At 64.6% G+C, this 17,312-nt stretch carries 11 protein-coding genes, 1 pseudogene and 1 riboswitch; of the genes and pseudogenes, 2 read left to right on the top strand and 10 right to left on the bottom strand.

Going from position 1 to position 17,312, the window contains the following annotated elements; genetic code table 11:
- Nucleotides 1–71 precede the first annotated feature (71 nt).
- The 10 genes from J0M27_RS17765 to gcvT form a co-directional block, all read right to left on the bottom strand.
- Nucleotides 72–4,115: a hypothetical protein gene (locus tag J0M27_RS17765; RefSeq protein WP_294994847.1), complete on the bottom strand. Its 4,044-nt coding sequence runs from the start codon at nucleotides 4,113–4,115 to the stop codon at nucleotides 72–74.
- A complete protein-coding gene (locus J0M27_RS17760) occupies nucleotides 4,112–5,308 on the bottom strand; it encodes an ATP-binding protein (protein ID WP_294994844.1) in 1,197 nt (398 codons plus the stop codon). Before J0M27_RS17760 ends, J0M27_RS17765 begins: the two co-directional genes overlap by 4 nt.
- A 153-nt stretch (nucleotides 5,309–5,461) precedes the next feature.
- A complete protein-coding gene (locus J0M27_RS17755; RefSeq protein WP_294994841.1) occupies nucleotides 5,462–5,734 on the bottom strand; it encodes a biotin/lipoyl-containing protein in 273 nt (90 codons plus the stop codon).
- The gene (yegQ, locus tag J0M27_RS17750) at nucleotides 5,731–7,089 is read right to left on the bottom strand and encodes a tRNA 5-hydroxyuridine modification protein YegQ (protein ID WP_294994838.1); all 1,359 of its coding nucleotides are present in this window, start codon (nucleotides 7,087–7,089) and stop codon (nucleotides 5,731–5,733) included. Before yegQ ends, J0M27_RS17755 begins: the two co-directional genes overlap by 4 nt.
- Entirely contained in the window at nucleotides 7,086–7,775 is a 690-nt protein-coding gene (locus tag J0M27_RS17745) for a glutathione S-transferase family protein (protein WP_294994835.1), read from the bottom strand. Before J0M27_RS17745 ends, yegQ begins: the two co-directional genes overlap by 4 nt.
- A 3-nt stretch (nucleotides 7,776–7,778) precedes the next feature.
- On the bottom strand, nucleotides 7,779–8,330 hold the full coding sequence (locus J0M27_RS17740; protein ID WP_294994833.1) for an ACT domain-containing protein: 552 nt from the start codon (nucleotides 8,328–8,330) through the stop codon (nucleotides 7,779–7,781).
- A 32-nt stretch (nucleotides 8,331–8,362) separates the two neighbouring features.
- A complete protein-coding gene (locus J0M27_RS17735) occupies nucleotides 8,363–11,650 on the bottom strand; it encodes an N-6 DNA methylase (RefSeq protein WP_294994831.1) in 3,288 nt (1,095 codons plus the stop codon).
- A 46-nt stretch (nucleotides 11,651–11,696) separates the two neighbouring features.
- Nucleotides 11,697–14,636, bottom strand: coding sequence for an aminomethyl-transferring glycine dehydrogenase (gene gcvP / locus J0M27_RS17730; RefSeq protein WP_294994829.1), 2,940 nt, complete (start codon nucleotides 14,634–14,636; stop codon nucleotides 11,697–11,699).
- Nucleotide 14,637: 1 nt separating this feature from the next.
- Nucleotides 14,638–15,024 carry a glycine cleavage system protein GcvH gene (gene gcvH, locus J0M27_RS17725; RefSeq protein WP_294994827.1) on the bottom strand — a complete coding sequence of 129 codons (387 nt, stop codon included), beginning with the start codon at nucleotides 15,022–15,024 and terminating at the stop codon, nucleotides 14,638–14,640.
- A gap of 10 nt (nucleotides 15,025–15,034) precedes the next feature.
- On the bottom strand, nucleotides 15,035–16,123 hold the full coding sequence (gene gcvT, locus J0M27_RS17720) for a glycine cleavage system aminomethyltransferase GcvT (RefSeq protein ID WP_294994825.1): 1,089 nt from the start codon (nucleotides 16,121–16,123) through the stop codon (nucleotides 15,035–15,037).
- Between the two features lie 139 nt (nucleotides 16,124–16,262).
- Nucleotides 16,263–16,357: riboswitch (glycine riboswitch) on the bottom strand.
- 108 nt (nucleotides 16,358–16,465) lie between these two features.
- On the opposite strand from gcvT, the gene lexA reads away from it, so the two are divergent.
- Both lexA and J0M27_RS17710 read left to right on the top strand, forming a co-directional pair.
- The gene (lexA, locus tag J0M27_RS17715) at nucleotides 16,466–17,071 is read left to right on the top strand and encodes a transcriptional repressor LexA (protein ID WP_294994822.1); all 606 of its coding nucleotides are present in this window, start codon (nucleotides 16,466–16,468) and stop codon (nucleotides 17,069–17,071) included.
- Between the two features lie 12 nt (nucleotides 17,072–17,083).
- Nucleotides 17,084–17,312: pseudogene (locus tag J0M27_RS17710) on the top strand (SOS cell division inhibitor SulA); the annotation flags it as partial.

Below are 17,312 nucleotides of genomic sequence, written 5' to 3'. Positions count from 1 at the left end.
GCGTCAATCGGTGGCGATGGTCATCAGCAGCGCACCCTCGGCGACCCATTTTGCATTGCGGTGACCGTGGACTATTGCGGCCATGCGCAGTCGATGACCCGAACGCTGACGCGATGGCGTTCCGCTGGTTCGAGCAGTTCGGTGAGTTGCGCTTCCAGGTCGGCAGCATTGCCGGGCTTGCGACCAGCAGGCGAGGACGGCATTGCTTTTTTTTCGCCGAACCAAAACACGACGTAGATGCCATATCCGCCGGTGTCCGGACCACGCAGGTATTGGTCGATCAACTGCAAACGCAGTGCGTTCCAGACGTCCCTGCCCTTTTCCCTGTAGCTGTCTTTCTTGATCTCTATGGGTAGGCGCCAGCCATTGAACCTCACGCCAAGATCGGAGCGCTTGTCGTCGACGAAATCAGCTTCCTTGTCGATGTATGCGCGATGGGACAGGAGGCGTGGTTCCAGGAGATCCTTCAGGATGTTGCGACACTCGTTTTCGATTTTCGAGGTTCTGGTCTTGTCCGGATGGGAATCCCAGAAGAATCGATACGTATTGCTCGCCCCGTCGCGGACATGCTTAACGAGTTCATCCAGGTGTTCCAGCGTCAGCGCCGCCAGGTCGCCCGGTCCGGCGGGTGCGCCGCCTCGCAGCGCGTCAAGGATTTCGCCAATTGCCGGATGGCGGAATCCCGCTTCGCGGCGGACGGTCTCCTGGCTGTGGGCCGCGTGGCGCAGCGAGTTGCGCCACGGCGCCAGTCGTGCCTGTGAGGATAGTTCCTCAAGCGCGATACCCGCCTCAAGCTCGGGTCTCGCGCCCAGCAGGCCGATCAGCGATTCGATCAAGTCGGCACGACTCATGGCATCGGTGACGTGGTATGTGCCGTTCTTGATCCCGTAGGGAGCGGTATGCGCGCCGATCAGGCCAATCAGCCACGCCAGGGCCGTGACCGGCAGAGGGCGCGCAAACGGCCACCGTTCACCCCGGTCCGGCAGAAAGCCGGAAAGCAAGGCGATGCGGGTCTGGTTCCTGCCGACATGGGCGGCGAGCGACTCTTGGTAGCGACCGGGCTGAATCAGAAAGCCGGCCGCAAGCCACAGTGTCCTCTGGGCATCTTCGAGGCTCTTTTTCCCCAGGCGCGCATCGGTGAGCTTCAGGAAGTCGGTTTCCGGAAGATGCCGCATGCCTGCCTTGAGCAGGATTTCAAGGCTATGGAATTGCTCCTGTTTGGCACGCAGCGGAAAACCTTCCAGCAGCCTCGGCAGCGCCTGCGAGGCAATTTCTTTCGATTCCTCCTCATTCCTTAAGTCGTGGATTCCCGCGGGTTGTGCAACGCCGCCCTTGAGTGCAGGCAGGACGTGGCCGATCAGGACCTCGGTGACGAGCGCCGGCCTGGTGTGCTTCAGATTGGTCAGCCAGGGGGCGGGCTTGTCATAGCCATGGGTGAAATACATGGCCACCAGCGTCTTCAACGTTTCATCGGGGAGGAGCTGAATCTCTTCGGGCGCTTCCATGGCGCTGACGAGGCAGGGAAAAGCAAGCAGATGGCGTTGGTTGGCGGTCGCGAGGCGAAAGACCTCTGCCGCATCCGGTAGATCGGGGCGCCGGGGTGCGAGGCGCAGGCCGGTCAGTGCGTCCGCCATGAGGTTGGCGTCCTTGTCGAGCAAGACCGCCAGTCTTTCGCGCGGGGTATCTCCGCGCGTGTCCGTCCAATAACCGAGGTACGCCGAGGCGAGGGCATCCAGGGCATTCGGCGGCCCACCGCCGGCGCGCAGGGCGGCCTGGTGGGAACGGAAGTAGGCAAGCCACTCGCGCAGGTTCCGTCGGCGCTTTTCTTTCCTCTCCAAGCCAAAACGCACGTCGTCCCAATGGTCTTCCCTGAGTTCCCAAACGAGCATGGCATCCAGCCACGGGCGGAACCGGGGGCGCCGTTCGCACCAATCGATGAGCATGTCCAACGACATGCCGTCGTTTCCTGCGCCGCGCCAAAGGGTTGCCACGGCTTGCTGGAAGATTTCCCTGGCGATGTCGTCGCGTTCGGTGCGCTCCGCCTGGGACAGCAGCCACCGACCCCAGTCTGGCGGTACCGCGGCATCGTAGAGCCGCCGCGTCCATTCGAAAATGTAGAAGGTCTCCTTTTGGGCTGCGCGGTCCAGGCTGATGGACAACACCTGTTTGCAGGCTTGCGGATGGGCGGACAGCCAGGCGGTGATTTTCTTTCGCCCATCCTCCATTTGCGATCCGTGCTCATCGAGGCCGATGCCCAGCCAATCGTGCAGGCGCTCGCCTGTCACGGTTTCGCCATGGGTTTGCAGGCCCTTGAGCAACAGGTCGGGGATCAGCTCCGACAGCGGATGCCAATAGTCGACGGGCAATCGCAGTTCCGGTCGCGCGGCCATCTGGTCCAGCAGCATCGGCAATGCTTCGTCGGGTGTTCGTTTCAGGAAGTCCTCGGACCAGAACATCCGATACGACCCGATGAAGTTCTCTTGTTTCGGGGCATGAAGGTACTCGAATACTGTGTCGGGCGGCAGCAAGCGCGGATAGAGCGCCTCCAGAAGCAGCCCCGCCAGTTCGTCGTCGGGATCGGTGACTGCGCCGGTTCTTGCATCGTCAAGCAACGCCATGCCGAAGGTGCTTCCACTTCCATCCTCCAATTGGAGCGCGCGAAGCCATGCTTCGAGGGCGGCGATCCTGATCTTTCGCCAGCGGCTGTCGTCCCTGACGACCGTCTCCAGCGTCCCGGCCAGGACGGGTATCGGATCGCCGTGACGAAGGGCCTGCACCACGCAGTCAGCAACGGCTTGGTCGTGCTCTTCGCGGCTACTATCGTTGAGGATGTTGCGCAGGGTCTCCGCCATGTCCACCGTGGCCAGGGCGCCCATGGGCGCTCGGCGCCAATGGCCGCCCAGGACCCACGGGTAGCGCCGGGCGGCCTCACCCAGGGCATCGAGCAGGGCGCGTTTGTCTTCCGGAGCCATGGCGCGCACATCGCCGTACAGCATGACCGCGACCGGATCGCTGATGATCATTTCTCGCCGGGTCGTTCCGTCAAGAAGGGCGGCGAGCCAGGCCCAGAGTCCGCGCAGGCCGGTGACCGGTTTGCCGTCGTCGGCCGCGAGCAAGGCGAGAACCCGTCGCCGGGAAAGCTTGCCGTCGCGAATGCGGCCCGCAAGGTATCTGGCGGCGAGGAACTCGGCGACACTGCGGTGTGCGGGTCTGCGCCTAAGTTCGCCGTCTTCCTCGAATAGCCGTGAGCGTAGCGCCAGATCGAGTGGGAGGGGATCGGGTGGCAGGATTTCGGAAAGCGGCGGATGGCTCTCGTCGGATTCGGCCGGGATCGACGCGATGCCTGACTTGTCGGTGAGCAGCAGCATCACGCAAATAAAACCGGCGGCATCCAGCAGGGCCTCGACCGGCGGGAGTTTCTCTCCCAAGGCGAGCTGGTGCTTGGCGTCTTGTTCCGCCGCCATGCGCGAACAGGCGAGCTCGAAGCATTCCTTGCGGCTCTTGGGCCACACATTGCCCTTGAAGGCTTCCACGAGCAACTTCAGGTTTTGCGGATTTCCCAGAAGTTCGCTGAATCCTGTGTTGTGCACATGTTCGAGGAACTCATCGGCTGGCTTTTCCAGCCACGCACTGGCCAGGCGACGTATCTCATCCCCGTCGAGCGGGTCGAGATGGAGAACGATCAGTCCGCCGCCAGTCCAACTGCCCAAGGCTTCGCGGTCCGCCGTGCCAAGCCAGTCCGCCTCGCGGCAGGAGAGGCGAAACGCGGGGTTGCCGAGTCGTTCCAGTTGGCGGCTGATCGCGTCGATGGGCAGGCCGCGGCCGCCGCCGCCGGCACGCATTTCGTCGAGCCCGTCGATGAAAAGAGTCTTCCCTTTCCATGCGTCCAGGTTGTCGCGGCGCAGGAGTTCGCGGGCGCGAACCAGCATGCAACCGGCTTGGCGGGCTTCTTCGGTAAAGCTCGTTGACTTGCCCGCGCCGGGTTCTCCAAGCAGCACATACGCATGGCTCTGGCGGAACGCGGCCAGCGAGGCCGGTTCCTCGTGTTCCTGGTCCGCCTGGCGCTCCCTTCGCTCCTCGCGGCAGCGGCGCGGAATGTGCAATTCGAGGCTCATTCCAGCCAATGGGCGGCAGGGTGGGAAAGGAATTCCGCCAGCGCGATGCCACCCTCGCCGACGACCAGGGTCTTGCTGCCTGGATAGGCCGCGACGAAGGCGTCCATTCCCCGGCTGTGGTTGGGTGGCCTGCCGCTCTTGACCTCGATGGCGAGAATTCGGCGACCGCGCGTCAGGACGAAATCGACTTCATGGGGGCTCTTGCGCCAGTAGTGCAGACGGCAGTCGTCGGCCATGCCGGCGTTGTAGAGGTGCGCGCCGACAGAGCTTTCTGTAAGGCGGCCCCAATGGCTGCGGTCGGCTCTTGCCTCGGCAAAGCTGTAGTCGGTTTCCACGGACATGAGTGCAGTGTTGAGGACGTTGAGCTTGGGCGGCGAGGCGCGCAGGCGCAGACGATTGGCCGAGAACATCTGCAGGCCGGCCAGCAGTCCAGCCTGGGCCAGCAGTTCCAGGTAATCGGCAATGGTGTTGGTATGGGCCTTGTCGCCCGAGTCACGGAGGTTCTCGGCCATCTTGGAATAGGTGAACACCTGGCCGGAGTAGTCGCAGCCGAGGCGGAACAACTGCTTGAGCAGGAACTTCTTGTCGACGCGGTTGAGCGCGAACACATCCTTCTCGATGCTTGGTTCGACGAGGCTGTAGCGCACATAGTGGCGCCATTCGCTTTCATTCCGGATGAGGTCCGCGCTGCCCGGGTAACCGCCAAAGTAAATGAATTCCTCCAGCGAAAGATTGAAGGCCTCCTGCATTTCCTGGAACGACCAATGGCCGAGATGGATCAGGTCGTAGCGACCGGTCAGGCTTTCGCTCAGGCCTCGCTGGACCAGTAGTGGCGAGGATCCCAACAAAACCACGTGCATATCGAGGTTCTCGGCCCGGTCGGCATCCCACAGACCTTTGACGATTTCAGACCAGCGCGGAACCTTCTGGATTTCGTCAAGAACCAGGACGTAGCCCTTTTTGGAACCCTGGGCCGCGGCGCGGGCCGCCTGCCAGACGCGAGCGAGCGATGCAGCATTGGCGACGATGATGTCGTCGACAGTATCCTCGGACTGGGTGCGGGGGCCGGTACGGGGCGCGATCGCCTGATCGGTGGCGAAGAAACGGACGGGCTTTTCTGCATTGAGCCTTGCCAGAGCTTGCTGGACCAAGGTTGTCTTCCCGACCTGACGCGGTCCGGCGACAATGGTCATGCGCCGGACAGGCTCGCGGAGTCGGCGCAGCAAGTCTTCTATGTAAATTCGTTCGAACCCATTGTCTTTCATTTATTAAAAATGTGAGTTAATTTGCGCGCAATATTAATACGGCTAAGGATTGGGGTCAAGTCACCGAAGCTCCACTCAGCCCTAGTCGCCGGTGTCTATGCTCATCACCAGCGTGCCCTCGGCGACATGCTGGCCTTCCTCGACGAAGACCTCGGCCACAGTGCCGGCGTGCGGCGACTGGATGTCGAGCGCGACCTTGCCGGTTTCCAGGGTGATCACGTTGTCGTCGAAGTTCACCGTGTCGCCGGGCTTGACCAGGATTTCCCAGACCGTGATGTCGCCCTGGGCACAGGAGCCGCAGGTCTCCCAGCACTCGGGATAGATCGGGATGCGGATTTCGTGCAGCCCGCTCATCCGGCGGCTTCCGTTGCGGCATGGAAGCGGGCGACGAAGGCGCCTTCGCAGCCCGGAGGCAAGGCGATGCGTACGTGGTGGCCGCTGCCCGGGGCGACGGCTGTCGGCGCGCCTTCGGCGTTGCGCATGGCCTCGATGACGACTTCCAGGTTGCCCTCGGGCCGCACAATTTCGAGGCGGTCGCCGACGGCGAAGCGGTTCTTCACCGCGATCTCGGCCAGCCCCTCGGCGTCGTAGCCGGTGACGTCGCCGACATACTGGCTGCGGCTGGATTCGGAGCTGCCGCGCAGGTAGTTCTGGTAGTCGCGGTCGGGCCGGCGCTCGTAGAAGCCGGGGGTGTAGCCTCGATTGGCGAGGCCGTCTAGCTGGCCGATCAGGCGCGCGTCGAAGGGCCGGCCGGCGACGGCGTCAGCTATCGCCTGGCGGTAGCTCTGGCAGGAGCGCGCGACATAGTAGGGCGACTTGGTGCGGCCCTCGATCTTCAGCGAATCGACGCCGATTTCCGCCAGCCTCGCCACGTATTCGATGGCGCGCAGGTCTTTCGAGTTGAGGATGTAGCTGCCGTGCTCGTCCTCCTCGATCGGCATGTACTCGCCGGGGCGCTCGCGTTCCTCGATCAGCCAGGCGCCCGGGCGGCGCAGCTTGCCGGGCGCGGCACTCGCAAGAGTCGGCGCTGGCGACACGGCGACCGGGCGCGGCTGGGCCAGGTCGACATCGCCGCTGGCATCCTCGACGCCCTCATGGACCTTGTAATCCCAGCGGCAGGAATTGGTGCAACTGCCCTGGTTCGGGTCGCGATGGTTGAAGTAGCCCGAGAGCAGGCAGCGCCCCGAGTAGGCAATGCACAGCGCGCCGTGCACGAAGACTTCGAGCTCGGTGTCCGGGCATTCCTGGCGGATCTCGGCGACTTCGTCGAGCGAGAGTTCGCGCGACAGGATCACCCGCGTCACGCCGGTGCTGCGCCAGAACTTCACGGCCGCGTGGTTCACCGTGTTGGCCTGCACCGACAGGTGGATGGGCATCTCGGGCCAGCGTTCGCGGATCATCAGCATCAGGCCGGGATCGGCCATGATCAGCGCATCGGGCTTGAGCGCCATCACCGGCGCCATGTCCTCGAGATAGGTCTTGAGCTTGGCGTTGTGCGGCAGGATGTTGCTGACCAGGTAGAACCTGCCGCCGCGCGCATGCGTGGCTTCGATCCCGGCGGCGAGGTTGTCGAGCGTGCCGAAATCGTTGTTGCGCACGCGCAGGCTGTAACGCGGCTGGCCGGCGTAGATCGCGTCGGCGCCAAAGTCCAGCGCCGTGCGCGCCATCAGGAGCGAACCGGCCGGAGCCAGCAGTTCGGGGGTTTTCACCTCGCGGGCACGCGCAGGTCGGCGGTGACGCGGCCGATCTGCGCCAGTTCGTCTTCGTGCGGGGGATCGCGGAAGTCCTCGGCCAGGGCGGCCGCCTCCCATTCGCGCATGGCCGGGTGGGCGAGCATGGTTTCCATATAGCCGGCGGCGGCGCCCTGCGAGGTGATGCCATAAGTGCGGAAGCGATAAGCGACCGGCGCGTAGAAGGCGTCGACCGCGCTGAAGGCGGGGCCGGCCAGGAAGGGCCCGCCGAAGCGCGCCAGGCCTTCGTTCCAGAGTCGTTCGATGCGCGCGATGTCGGCCAGCAGTTCGGGAGAGCGTTGCGCCACGGCCACGCGCACGCCGACGTTCATGCCGTGCTGGCCGCGCAGCACGGAAAAGCCGGAATGCATTTCGGCCGCAGCGCAGCGTGCCCAGGCGCGGGCGGCAGCGTCCGCCGGCCAGACGCCGGGATGGCGCTCGGCGAGGTATTCGGCGATGGCCAGCGTATCCCAGACCACGGTGTCGCCATCGACCAGCCAGGGCACCTTGCCCGAGGGAGAGATTTCACGGAAGTCTGGCGCGCTGCCGCGGGTGAAGCGGTGCAGCACCTCATCGAAGGCGATGCCCAGCGCACGCATCAGCACCCAGGGCCGCAGCGACCACGAGGAATAATTCTTGTTGGTGATGTGGAGGAGGTAGCCCATTGCTCAGGCGCGGATCGTCTCGTCGAGCGTGATGTCCACCATCAGGTCCTGCGAGATGCGCTCCAGTTCCTGTGTCAGGGCGCCGGCGTCAAGGCCGGGCGCGGCTGTGAGTTCGGCCGTGGCATGGAACAGCACGGCGGCCGACATCGGCGCGCTCGAGGTGTGGGTTTCCAGGCTCTCGACATTGACCGCGTGGTTGGCCAGCACCATGGAAACCTCGCGCACGATGCCGATGCGGTCGTGGCCGACCAGGGCCAGCTTCAAGCGCCGTCCCGCGGGCGCCGTCCCGCCAGGGGATACCGCTTCGCATAACTTCTGCGCCGCGGCGGATTCGACGGTGACTTTCAATCCCTTGAGCTCGCCCAATGCCTTGCTCAGCGCGTCGGCCTGGGCGGCATCGATGCTGACCTCGACGATGCCGGCGAACTTGCCCGCCAGTTGCGCCATCGAGGACTCCAGCCAGTTGCCCTGGTGTGCGCTGATCGTCGCCGAGAGTTCGCCGACCAGGCCGGGGCGGTCGTCGCCGATGACGGTGAGTACGAGATGCTGGTTCATGGAATTCCGATCTGTCTGGGAGCTTATTGGCTTCAATCGTCGCACGGCGCCTTGGTTGCGGCAAGGGATGAGCCGCCCTCGATCAGCGCGATTTCGTCGGCAGTCAAATTAAACAGGCGATAGACCTCGGCGTCGATTTCCCTTTCGCAGCGCGCGATCTCGGTTGTCAACTCGGCGACTCGCGCCTTGTCGGCGTCGAAGCGTGCCTGCCAGTCGTCGCGCTCGGCGAGGGGGATGGGTTGCTTGAACTGCTTCTTGATCTCGTCGTGAAAGGCCTTGAAATCGAGCGCCGGCCAGTCGAGCAGCTTGCCCTTTAGCGTCGCGGACAGGGCGCCTGGTGCGAGGTCGGTGCGGACGCGGAAGCGGAATTTCTGTTGCAGATCGCGGCGCGCTTCGGCGGCGCGCTGGGCGGATTTGGCGAGTGTGGCGAGGCGGATTCGTGTATTTTTGTCCGGAGTTGGTACGGGAATGGTTTCGATGTTCTCCGCAAATAGACGAAGCCGCCACTCACCCCCTCGCAATGCCTCCGCGGTGCCGCAGAGATGGAACCAGTTAGCTCGCGAGTTAAGCAGGGCCATCAAATACCAGTCCGCGTCTGGAACGAAATACCCCGTATTTCCTGCAAAGAAGCCTTGCTCATCGATGACGAACTTGGGGCCTTGGGACATATCAGGATAAAAGACCTTTGGCCCCTCGAACTTGGGCACATATGCCTCTTGTGCCTGCTGCAACTCGAACCATTCCTGCTTGGTCGCCCGCTTTTCCAGTGCGGTCCTGAACTGCCTCAAGTGGCGCTCGATTGCCGGAAAGTCGGCGATGGCGACACGGCGCTTGGGGATGTAGATCAGCCACAAGTCCTGCGGCTCAATGCGCCACTTCTTCAAGTCCTTGCCTTCGAGGAAGGGCTTGAGCAGTTGGGACGAGTTCGGGTCTTCGGCAATCAGTCGGTCGCGGGTCGCCCTGTCGACGACAAAGGCCTCGTTGAGGCCAGTCTTGATGCCGTAGAGCGGCGAACCATAGACATCCTTCAGTGTCGGGTGGCCCTGCGTCAGTTTCTCGCGCAGGCTTGCCAGCACGTCGCTTTCAAGTCGCCATGATTCGTTGCCGAGCTGATCTTGCGGGAAGGTGCCGGCGTGTTGTTGGTACTCGGCTGCCAGACTCTCCGGCATGGTCTTCCCCAACGCGAGGAAGTGGACGGGCGCAAGCGGATCGGGACTGTCTGCGCGATCCATAACTACGATGGCGGGATAGGTGGTGACGCCTTCGAAGACCTGGATATCACCAAAATCGACAAGGGTACGGATTTGCGCGTGGCCCAGGAGATGGCGACGCAAGGCTTCTCCGGAGCCGGTTTTGAAGAAGGTTGAGGATGAGATATAGCCGAGTCGGCCGCCAGGTTTTAGCAGGGAGAGACCCAGTTCGTAGAAATAGCAGTAGAGGTCGGCGCGGTCGCTGGCGACCCCGTAGCGCTGCTCCAGATAGGGCTTGACCGGCTTGAGGCGCTCCATACGGACATAGGGCGGGTTGCCGAGGACGACATCGAAACCGCCATCGGCGAAGACGTCGGGGAAGGTAGCGTGCCAGTCGAACGGTCGGGTGGTGAATTCGGCGTCGGCAATCAGACTGTTGCCGATGCGAAGGTTGGCCTCCAGGCTCTCCAGGGGCTTGCCGTGCTGGGCAGTCTTGAGCCACAGCGACAGCTTGCTGATTTCTATGCTTTCGGGATTGAGGTCGACGCCGTAGAGGTTGCTGTTGAGGATTTCGCGGTTAATGTCAAAAAAGTCGGGGTTGCCGGTGATGGCCTGAATCTGCTCATTGGCGCGACGGTACTCGGAGTCGAGCAGGTCGAAGGCGGCAATCAGGAAGGCGCCCGAGCCACAGGCCGGATCGACTACGCGCAAGGTGTGCAGACGATCGCGCCAAGCGTTCCAGAAGAGAAATTCGACCAGGCGCTCCTGCGACTTGAGCTTGACCTGCTTTTTGCGCCCGGCGAGCTTTTTTTCGTCTTCGGTCGGCTTGCGCCAGCTTCCATCGGTTGTGGTGAAGTTGGCGCGCATTCGAGCCAGTTGCTCGGCGAGGAACGTGCCGAGACTCTGATCGACGATGAAGCGGGTGATTGGGTCGGGGGTGTAGACGATGCCGTCCTGCTTGCGCTTGCCGGAGATGGAAGTCGCCGACTCCCTGATCTGGGCTTCCAGCGCACCCAACGTAAAACCTTCCGTTCCGGCCAGTTCCTTGAGTTGCTCGATGTCGCTGACGGACTGCTCAAAAATGTGGCCCAGCACGTTAACGGACACATCCTCGGCGAAGTCGTAGCCGCCGAGTTCGGCGAACATCCGGCAGGCGTCGTCGGGCACGGCGAGCGCGTCAAGCACGGGATCGGCAGCGAACAGGCCACCGTTGTAGGCCGGTATGGAAAGCGCCGGGTTGCCCTTGTCGATGGCGCGAAACAGGGCATGAAAGTTGTCCCAAACCGGGCGCGGGTGATAAGGATCGCGATGCGACCAGGCCTGGCTCAGCGACTTTGACGGCAAAAGACCACGGTCTTCTGCGAAGGCGACGAACAGCACGCGGTCAAGGAGCTTTTGCACCGGTTCGATCAACTCTTCGGCGGATCTTTCGGTGGTTTGCATCAGGGCGATCAGCAGGTTGATGCGCCAGGTTTTGTAGTCACGATAGAGCTTCTGCGTGATTTCCTTTTCGGCCAGCGCGCTTTCGCGCAGCAGCTTCGCGGTTTCCCCGGACAGCAGTCGATCCGCGGAAAGCAGGAGGCGGAAGCGCCGGTAGGCCGCATCGGAGTCGGCCAGTTCGAGAATCTCGAAGCGCTCGTAGACCTGCCGGGTGTGGCCGACGGCATAGAGTCGAACCTCGACCATGTTCGACACCAGCAGGAACTTGCAGCCCGGCGTGTCCATGGCGTATTCCCAGACCTGCTGCACAGGACTCTTGTGCCGGCCGGGCATGATGGCGTCGAGGTCCGGGGTATCCGCGCCCTTCAGTTCGACCGGAGCAATTACTTTCTTGCCGGTGCTGCTGAAGAACCCCAACGCGGTATCCGCCGATCCGCTGCCGGTGCGCTTCTCGTCATTGAGCGTCCATTCGAGGCCGTTGCCGAAGGGGCGATAGCCCAGGAGTTCGACGAACACGCGCTGGATGAAAGGTCCGCGCAGTTCTGATTCCTTTTGCTTGCGGATGCTACCGTTGCGTATCGTCTCCGCCCAGTCGTGGAGCAGCTTTTTGTGATCTTGGGGCGTCGGCTGGCTTGCCGCGCGCTGGGCGAGCAAGCGTTGATTGAACAGCGGTTGATGGAAGAGAGTCACAGGCGCGTCGCGCCGCAGCTCCCACAAACTGTGGGTATTGGACGCATCAGAAACGGTCCCGCCTGTCGCGATAGCCGTCGGTGTTTGCGCTGCTGGCGATTCCGCCAAGTTGTTCAAACTCCTCCATCGGCACGCAGCCGCAGAACAGGTGGCGGTCGCCGTGAACGTCGTCGATGCGATTCACGTAAGGCCAGAACTTGTTCTCGGCGACCCAGGGCAGCGGGAACACCGCCTGCTGGCGCGTGTAGGGACGCGTCCATTCGCCGATGAAATCCGCCTCGGTGTGCGGCGCATGCTTGAGCGGGCTTTGCTCCAGCGTCCAGGCGCCGGTCTCGATCTGGCGGATCTCGTCGCGGATGCTGCACATCGCGGCGCAGAAGCGGTCGAGCTCGGCCTTGTCTTCCGATTCGGTGGGTTCCACCATCAGCGTGCCGGCCACCGGGAAGCTCACCGTCGGTGCGTGGAAGCCGTAGTCCATCAGGCGCTTGGCGATGTCGATCTCCGCCACGCCGGTGGCGGCCTTGATGGCGCGCACGTCGAGGATGCATTCGTGGGCGACGCGTCCCTGGCGGCCGGTGTAGAGCACCGGGTAATGGTCCTTGAGCTTCGCCGCGACGTAGTTGGCGTTGAGTATCGCGATCTCGGTGGCGCGCGTCAGGCCGGCACCGCCCATCATGCTGATGTACATCCAGGAGATCGGCAGGATGGACGCCGAGCCCCAGGGCGCGGCGGAGACCGCGTGCTGACCGGCGTGCGGACCGGGAACGGCTTGCACCGCGTGGTTGGCCATGTAGGACGCCAGATGCGCCTTGAGGCCGATCGGCCCCATGCCCGGCCCGCCGCCGCCGTGCGGGATGGCGAAGGTCTTGTGCAGGTTGATGTGCGAGACGTCGGCGCCGATGTCGGCAGGTCGGCAGAGGCCGACCTGGGCATTGAGGTTGGCGCCGTCCATGTACACCTGACCGCCGTGCTCATGCACGATGGCGCAGATGTCCTTCACCGCTTCCTCGAACACGCCATGGGTCGAGGGGTAGGTCAGCATCAGACAGGACAGGCGTTCGGCATGCTGCGCGGCCTTGGCCTTGAGGTCCGGCACGTCGACGTTGCCGTTGTCGTCGCAGGCCACCGCGACGACCTCCAGGCCGCACATCTGCGCCGTGGCCGGGTTGGTGCCATGGGCCGACTTCGGGATCAGGCAGACGTTGCGCGCGCGCTGGCCGTTCGCTTCCTGGTAACGGCGGATGGCGACCAGACCGGCGTATTCGCCCTGGGCGCCGGAATTCGGCTGCATGCAGATCGCATCGAAGCCGGTGATGGCCTTGAGCTGGTGCTCCAGCCCGGTGATCAGTTCGACGTAGCCCTTCGCCTGGTCCAGCGGGGCGAAGGGGTGCATCTGCGAAAACTCGGGCCAGGAGACGGGAATCATCTCGGCGGCGGCGTTGAGCTTCATGGTGCAGGAGCCGAGCGGGATCATGGCGTGGTCCAGCGCCAGGTCGCGGTTCTGCAGGCGCTTGAGGTAGCGCAGCATGCCGTGCTCGGTATGGTGGCTGTTGAACACCGGGTGCGCGAGTATCGGTTCGCGCCGTTGCAGCGTCACGGGAATCGCGCAGGGGCGGGCGGCGTCGAGCGCCTCGACCGGGGCGCCGGTGTGGCCGAAAAGCTTCAGCAGCGCGGCGACGTCTTCGCGCGTGGTGGTTTCGTCCACGCTGATGCCGACCGTTTCCTCATCGACGCGGCGCAGGTTGAAACCGGCGGCGACCGCCGCCTGCATGATCTTCGCCGTGTTGCCAGCGCCGACTCTTACTTCAAAGGTATCGAAGAAGTCGCGCCCGGTGACGCCCAGGGCGCCCGCCAGCAGCGCGGCGAGGCGGTGGATGCGCGAGGCGATGGCGCGCAGTCCCCTGGGCCCGTGCCACACCGCATACATGCCGGCGATGTTGGCCAGCAGCACCTGGGAGGTGCAGATGTTGGAATTGGCCTTCTCGCGGCGGATGTGCTGTTCGCGCGTCTGCAGCGCCATGCGGTAGGCCGTCTTGCCGCGCGCGTCCTTGGAGACGCCGATGATGCGGCCCGGCATCGAGCGCACATGGGCTTCGCGCGTGGCGAAGAAGGCGGCGTGCGGTCCGCCGAAACCCATCGGCACGCCGAAGCGTTGCGACGAGCCGAGCGCGATGTCGGCGCCCATCTCGCCGGGTGGCTTCAACAGCACCAGGGCCATCAGGTCGGAGGCGACGGCCACGATCGGACACTGCGCGCCGCCCTTGTTCTTTACATGGGCGATGGCCGTGGTCAGGTCGGCAATTTCCCCGCGCGCATTCGGGTACTGGAACAGGGCGCCGAACAGTTCGTGCCTGTGTGCATCTTCCGGCCGGCCGAAGACCAGCTCGAAACCGAAGTACGCGGCGCGCGTCTTGATCACATCGATGGTCTGCGGGAAGGCGGCGTCATCGACGAAGAAGACATTGCCCTTGGCCTTCGAGGCGCGTCGCGCCATGGTCATGGCTTCGGCGGCGGCGGTGGCCTCGTCGAGCAGCGAGGCGTTGGCGAGCTCCAGGCCGGTGAGGTCGATCACCGTCTGCTGGTAGTTGAGCAGGGCCTCCAGGCGGCCCTGGGCGATCTCGGCCTGGTAGGGCGTGTAGGCGGTGTACCAGCCCGGGTTCTCGAACAGGTTGCGCAGGATCACCGGCGGCGTCAGCGTGCCGTAGTAGCCCTGGCCGATCAGCGACTTCTTCAGCACGTTCTTCGCCGCGACGGCCTTCAATGCCGCCAGCGCGGCATGTTCCGGCATCGCGGCGGGCAGGTCGAGCGGGCGCTGCAGGCGGATCGTCGCCGGCACCGTCTCGCCGATCAGCGTGCGCAGCGAATCGGTGCCGATCGAGGCCAGCATCGCCGCGATGGCGTGCTCGTCGGGGCCGATGTGGCGGCCGATGAATTCTTCGCGGTTTTCCAGCTCGGTGAGCGGGTGGGAAAGGTGTTCAGCGTGCATGTCAGAGCGTCGCGGCGTAGGCGTCGGCCGTAAGCAGGCCGCCCAGTTCGGTGACGCACTGGTCGGCGGCGGCCGGCTTGATGCGGAACAGCCAGGTGGCATAGGCATCGGCGTTGACCGATTCCGGCGCGTCGGCGGCGGCCTGGTTGGCCTCCACCACTTCGCCGGAGACCGGCGCGTAGATGTCCGAGGCGGCCTTGACCGACTCGACCACCGCGCATTCCTCGCCGGCCTTGACCACGCGGCCGACCGCCGGCAGTTCGAGGAAGACGATGTCGCCCAGGGCTTCCTGGGCGTGGTCGGTGATGCCGATGGTGACGCTGCCGTCGGCTTCGAGCCGGGCCCACTCGTGGGAAGCGGCGTATTTCAGGTTGTCTGGCGTGTTCATGTGCGTTTCCTCAGATCAGGGGGTTACCGTTGCGGACGAATACGGGCTTGACGACGCGCGCCTTGAGGCGCTTGTCGCGGATTTCGACGTCCACCTCGCTGCCGGGGGCGATGCCTTGCGGCAGGCGCGCCAGCGCGATGGACTGGTTGAGGCTGGGCGAGAAACTGCCGCTGGTGGTCTCACCCTCGCCCAGCGGCGTGACGACTTTCTGGTGGGCGCGCAGCACGCCGCGATCGAGCAGCAGCAGGCCCTGGAACTGGTTGCGCGCTTGCCGTGTCACCAGCGCCGACTTTCCGATGAAGTCGCGCGCGGCGTCCTTCGTATCCACCGTCCAGCGCAGGCCGGCTTCGTAGGGCGTGATTCCCTCGTCCATGTCCTGGCCGTAGAGGTTCATGCCGGCTTCCAGCCGCAGGGTGTCCCGCGCGCCCAGGCCGCAGGGCTTGACGCCGGCGTCCAGCAGTTGCTGCCAGGCCGGTCTTGCGGCGGCGGCCGGCAGGGCGATCTCGAAGCCGTCCTCGCCCGTGTAGCCAGTGCGGGCGACCAGCCAGCCCTCCCATTCCGCGGCCTGGAACACGCCCAGCGCCTGCGTCGCGGCGCGCGCGGCGGGGAAGGCGGCCCAGAATTTCTCGCGGGCGTTCGGCCCCTGCACGGCGATCATGGCCAGCGCAGCGGGGCCCTCGCGGCGCTGCGTGAGTTCGGCGGTGAAACCGACCAGCTGCGCGCGCATCCAGGCGATGTCCTTCTCCGCGGTGCCGGCGTTCACCACGATGCGGTAGTGCGTCGGGCTGAAGAAGTAGACGATCAGGTCGTCGATCACGCCGCCCGATTCGTTCAGCATGCAGGAATACAGCGCCTTGCCCGGCACGGCCAGCTTCGCCACGTCGTTGGCCAGCAGGCGGCGCAGGAAGCGCGTGGCATCGGCGCCGGCGAGGTCCAGCGCGCACATGTGGGAGACGTCGAACATGCCGGCGTCGCGGCGCACGGCGTGGTGCTCCTCGATCTGCGAGCCGTAGTGGATGGGCATGTCCCAGCCGGCGAAGTCGACCATCTTCGCGCCGGCGGCAAGATGGGAGTCATGGAGCGGCGTGCGTAGCGGCATGGTAATCCTCGGACAAGATGCGGCAAGTGGCGTGACGGGGCTCCGTCACGTCCCCATCTGTCCTTGGCGCCTGAGAGATTTACTCCGTCGGCGGGCAGGCTTCACGATGCTGCGGTGAGCTGCCGCTCTCCAGATTTTCGGTGCGTCGTCGGTCCTTTTGCCTGAGCGGTTCCTGGGGGTTGCGCCTTCGGCGGTGCAGGCGGGAAACGCATCACTCTCTCCCGACGACCAGCGGCGAATTATCCTACAAAGCCCCCGCGCGCGGTTCGCTGGATGCGCCAAACTGTTTACCGCGGCCCCGGTTTCATGTACTGTATGCAACACCAGCTACCGGAGCATGCCATGGCCCACGATCTGACCCCCCGCCAGCAGGAAATCCTCGATTTCATCCGCAGCAGCATGGAAGTCTTCAGCATGCCGCCGACGCGCGCCGAGATCGCCGGTGCCTTCGGCTTCGCTTCGCCCAATGCCGCCGAGGACCACCTGCGGGCGCTGGCGAAAAAGGGTGCGATCACCCTCGAACCCGGCTCCGCGCGCGGCATCCGCCTGGTCGAGCAACTCGGCCTGCCGCTGATCGGCACGGTCGCCGCCGGCAGCCCGCTCTTGGCCGTGGAAAACCGCCTCGGCAACATCCGCATCGATCCCGCGTTGTTCACCCCGCAGGCCGATTTCCTGCTGCGCGTGCGCGGCCTGTCGATGATCGAGGCGGGGATACTCGACGGCGACCTGCTTGCCGTGCATCGCACCTCCGAAGCCAGCAACGGCCAGATCGTCATCGCCCGCATTGGCGACGAAGTCACCGTCAAGCGCTTCAAGCGGCGCGGCACCATGGTCGAACTGATCGCCGAAAACCGCGACTTCGCGCCCATCCTGGTCAATACCCGCAAGGAAGCGCTGACCATCGAGGGCGTGGCCGTCGGTCTCATTAGAGACGGGCGTACCCTCTGATTCACCCAAACCATGAATCCCGCCCTCGCAGGGGCGCTGCAGCGTGGCGAGATCCGTCGCGGCGACGCCTTCGCCGTGGCGCCGGCGCCGACTCTTGGCAGCGGCTTCCCCCTCCTCGATGCCGAACTGCCCGGCGGCGGCTGGCCGCGCGGGGCGCTGACCGAACTGCTGGCCGGGCATGAGGGCATCGGCGAACTCGGCCTGCTGTTGCCCGCGCTGGCGACGCTGACCGCCGCCGGCC

Origin of the sequence: Sulfuritalea sp. (assembly GCF_017302275.1) — a bacterium.
In the GTDB taxonomy this organism is placed as follows: domain Bacteria; phylum Pseudomonadota; class Gammaproteobacteria; order Burkholderiales; family Rhodocyclaceae; genus Sulfuritalea.
Note: the sequence above shows the minus strand (reverse complement) of the source record. Positions and strands in the feature narration are given on the sequence as shown.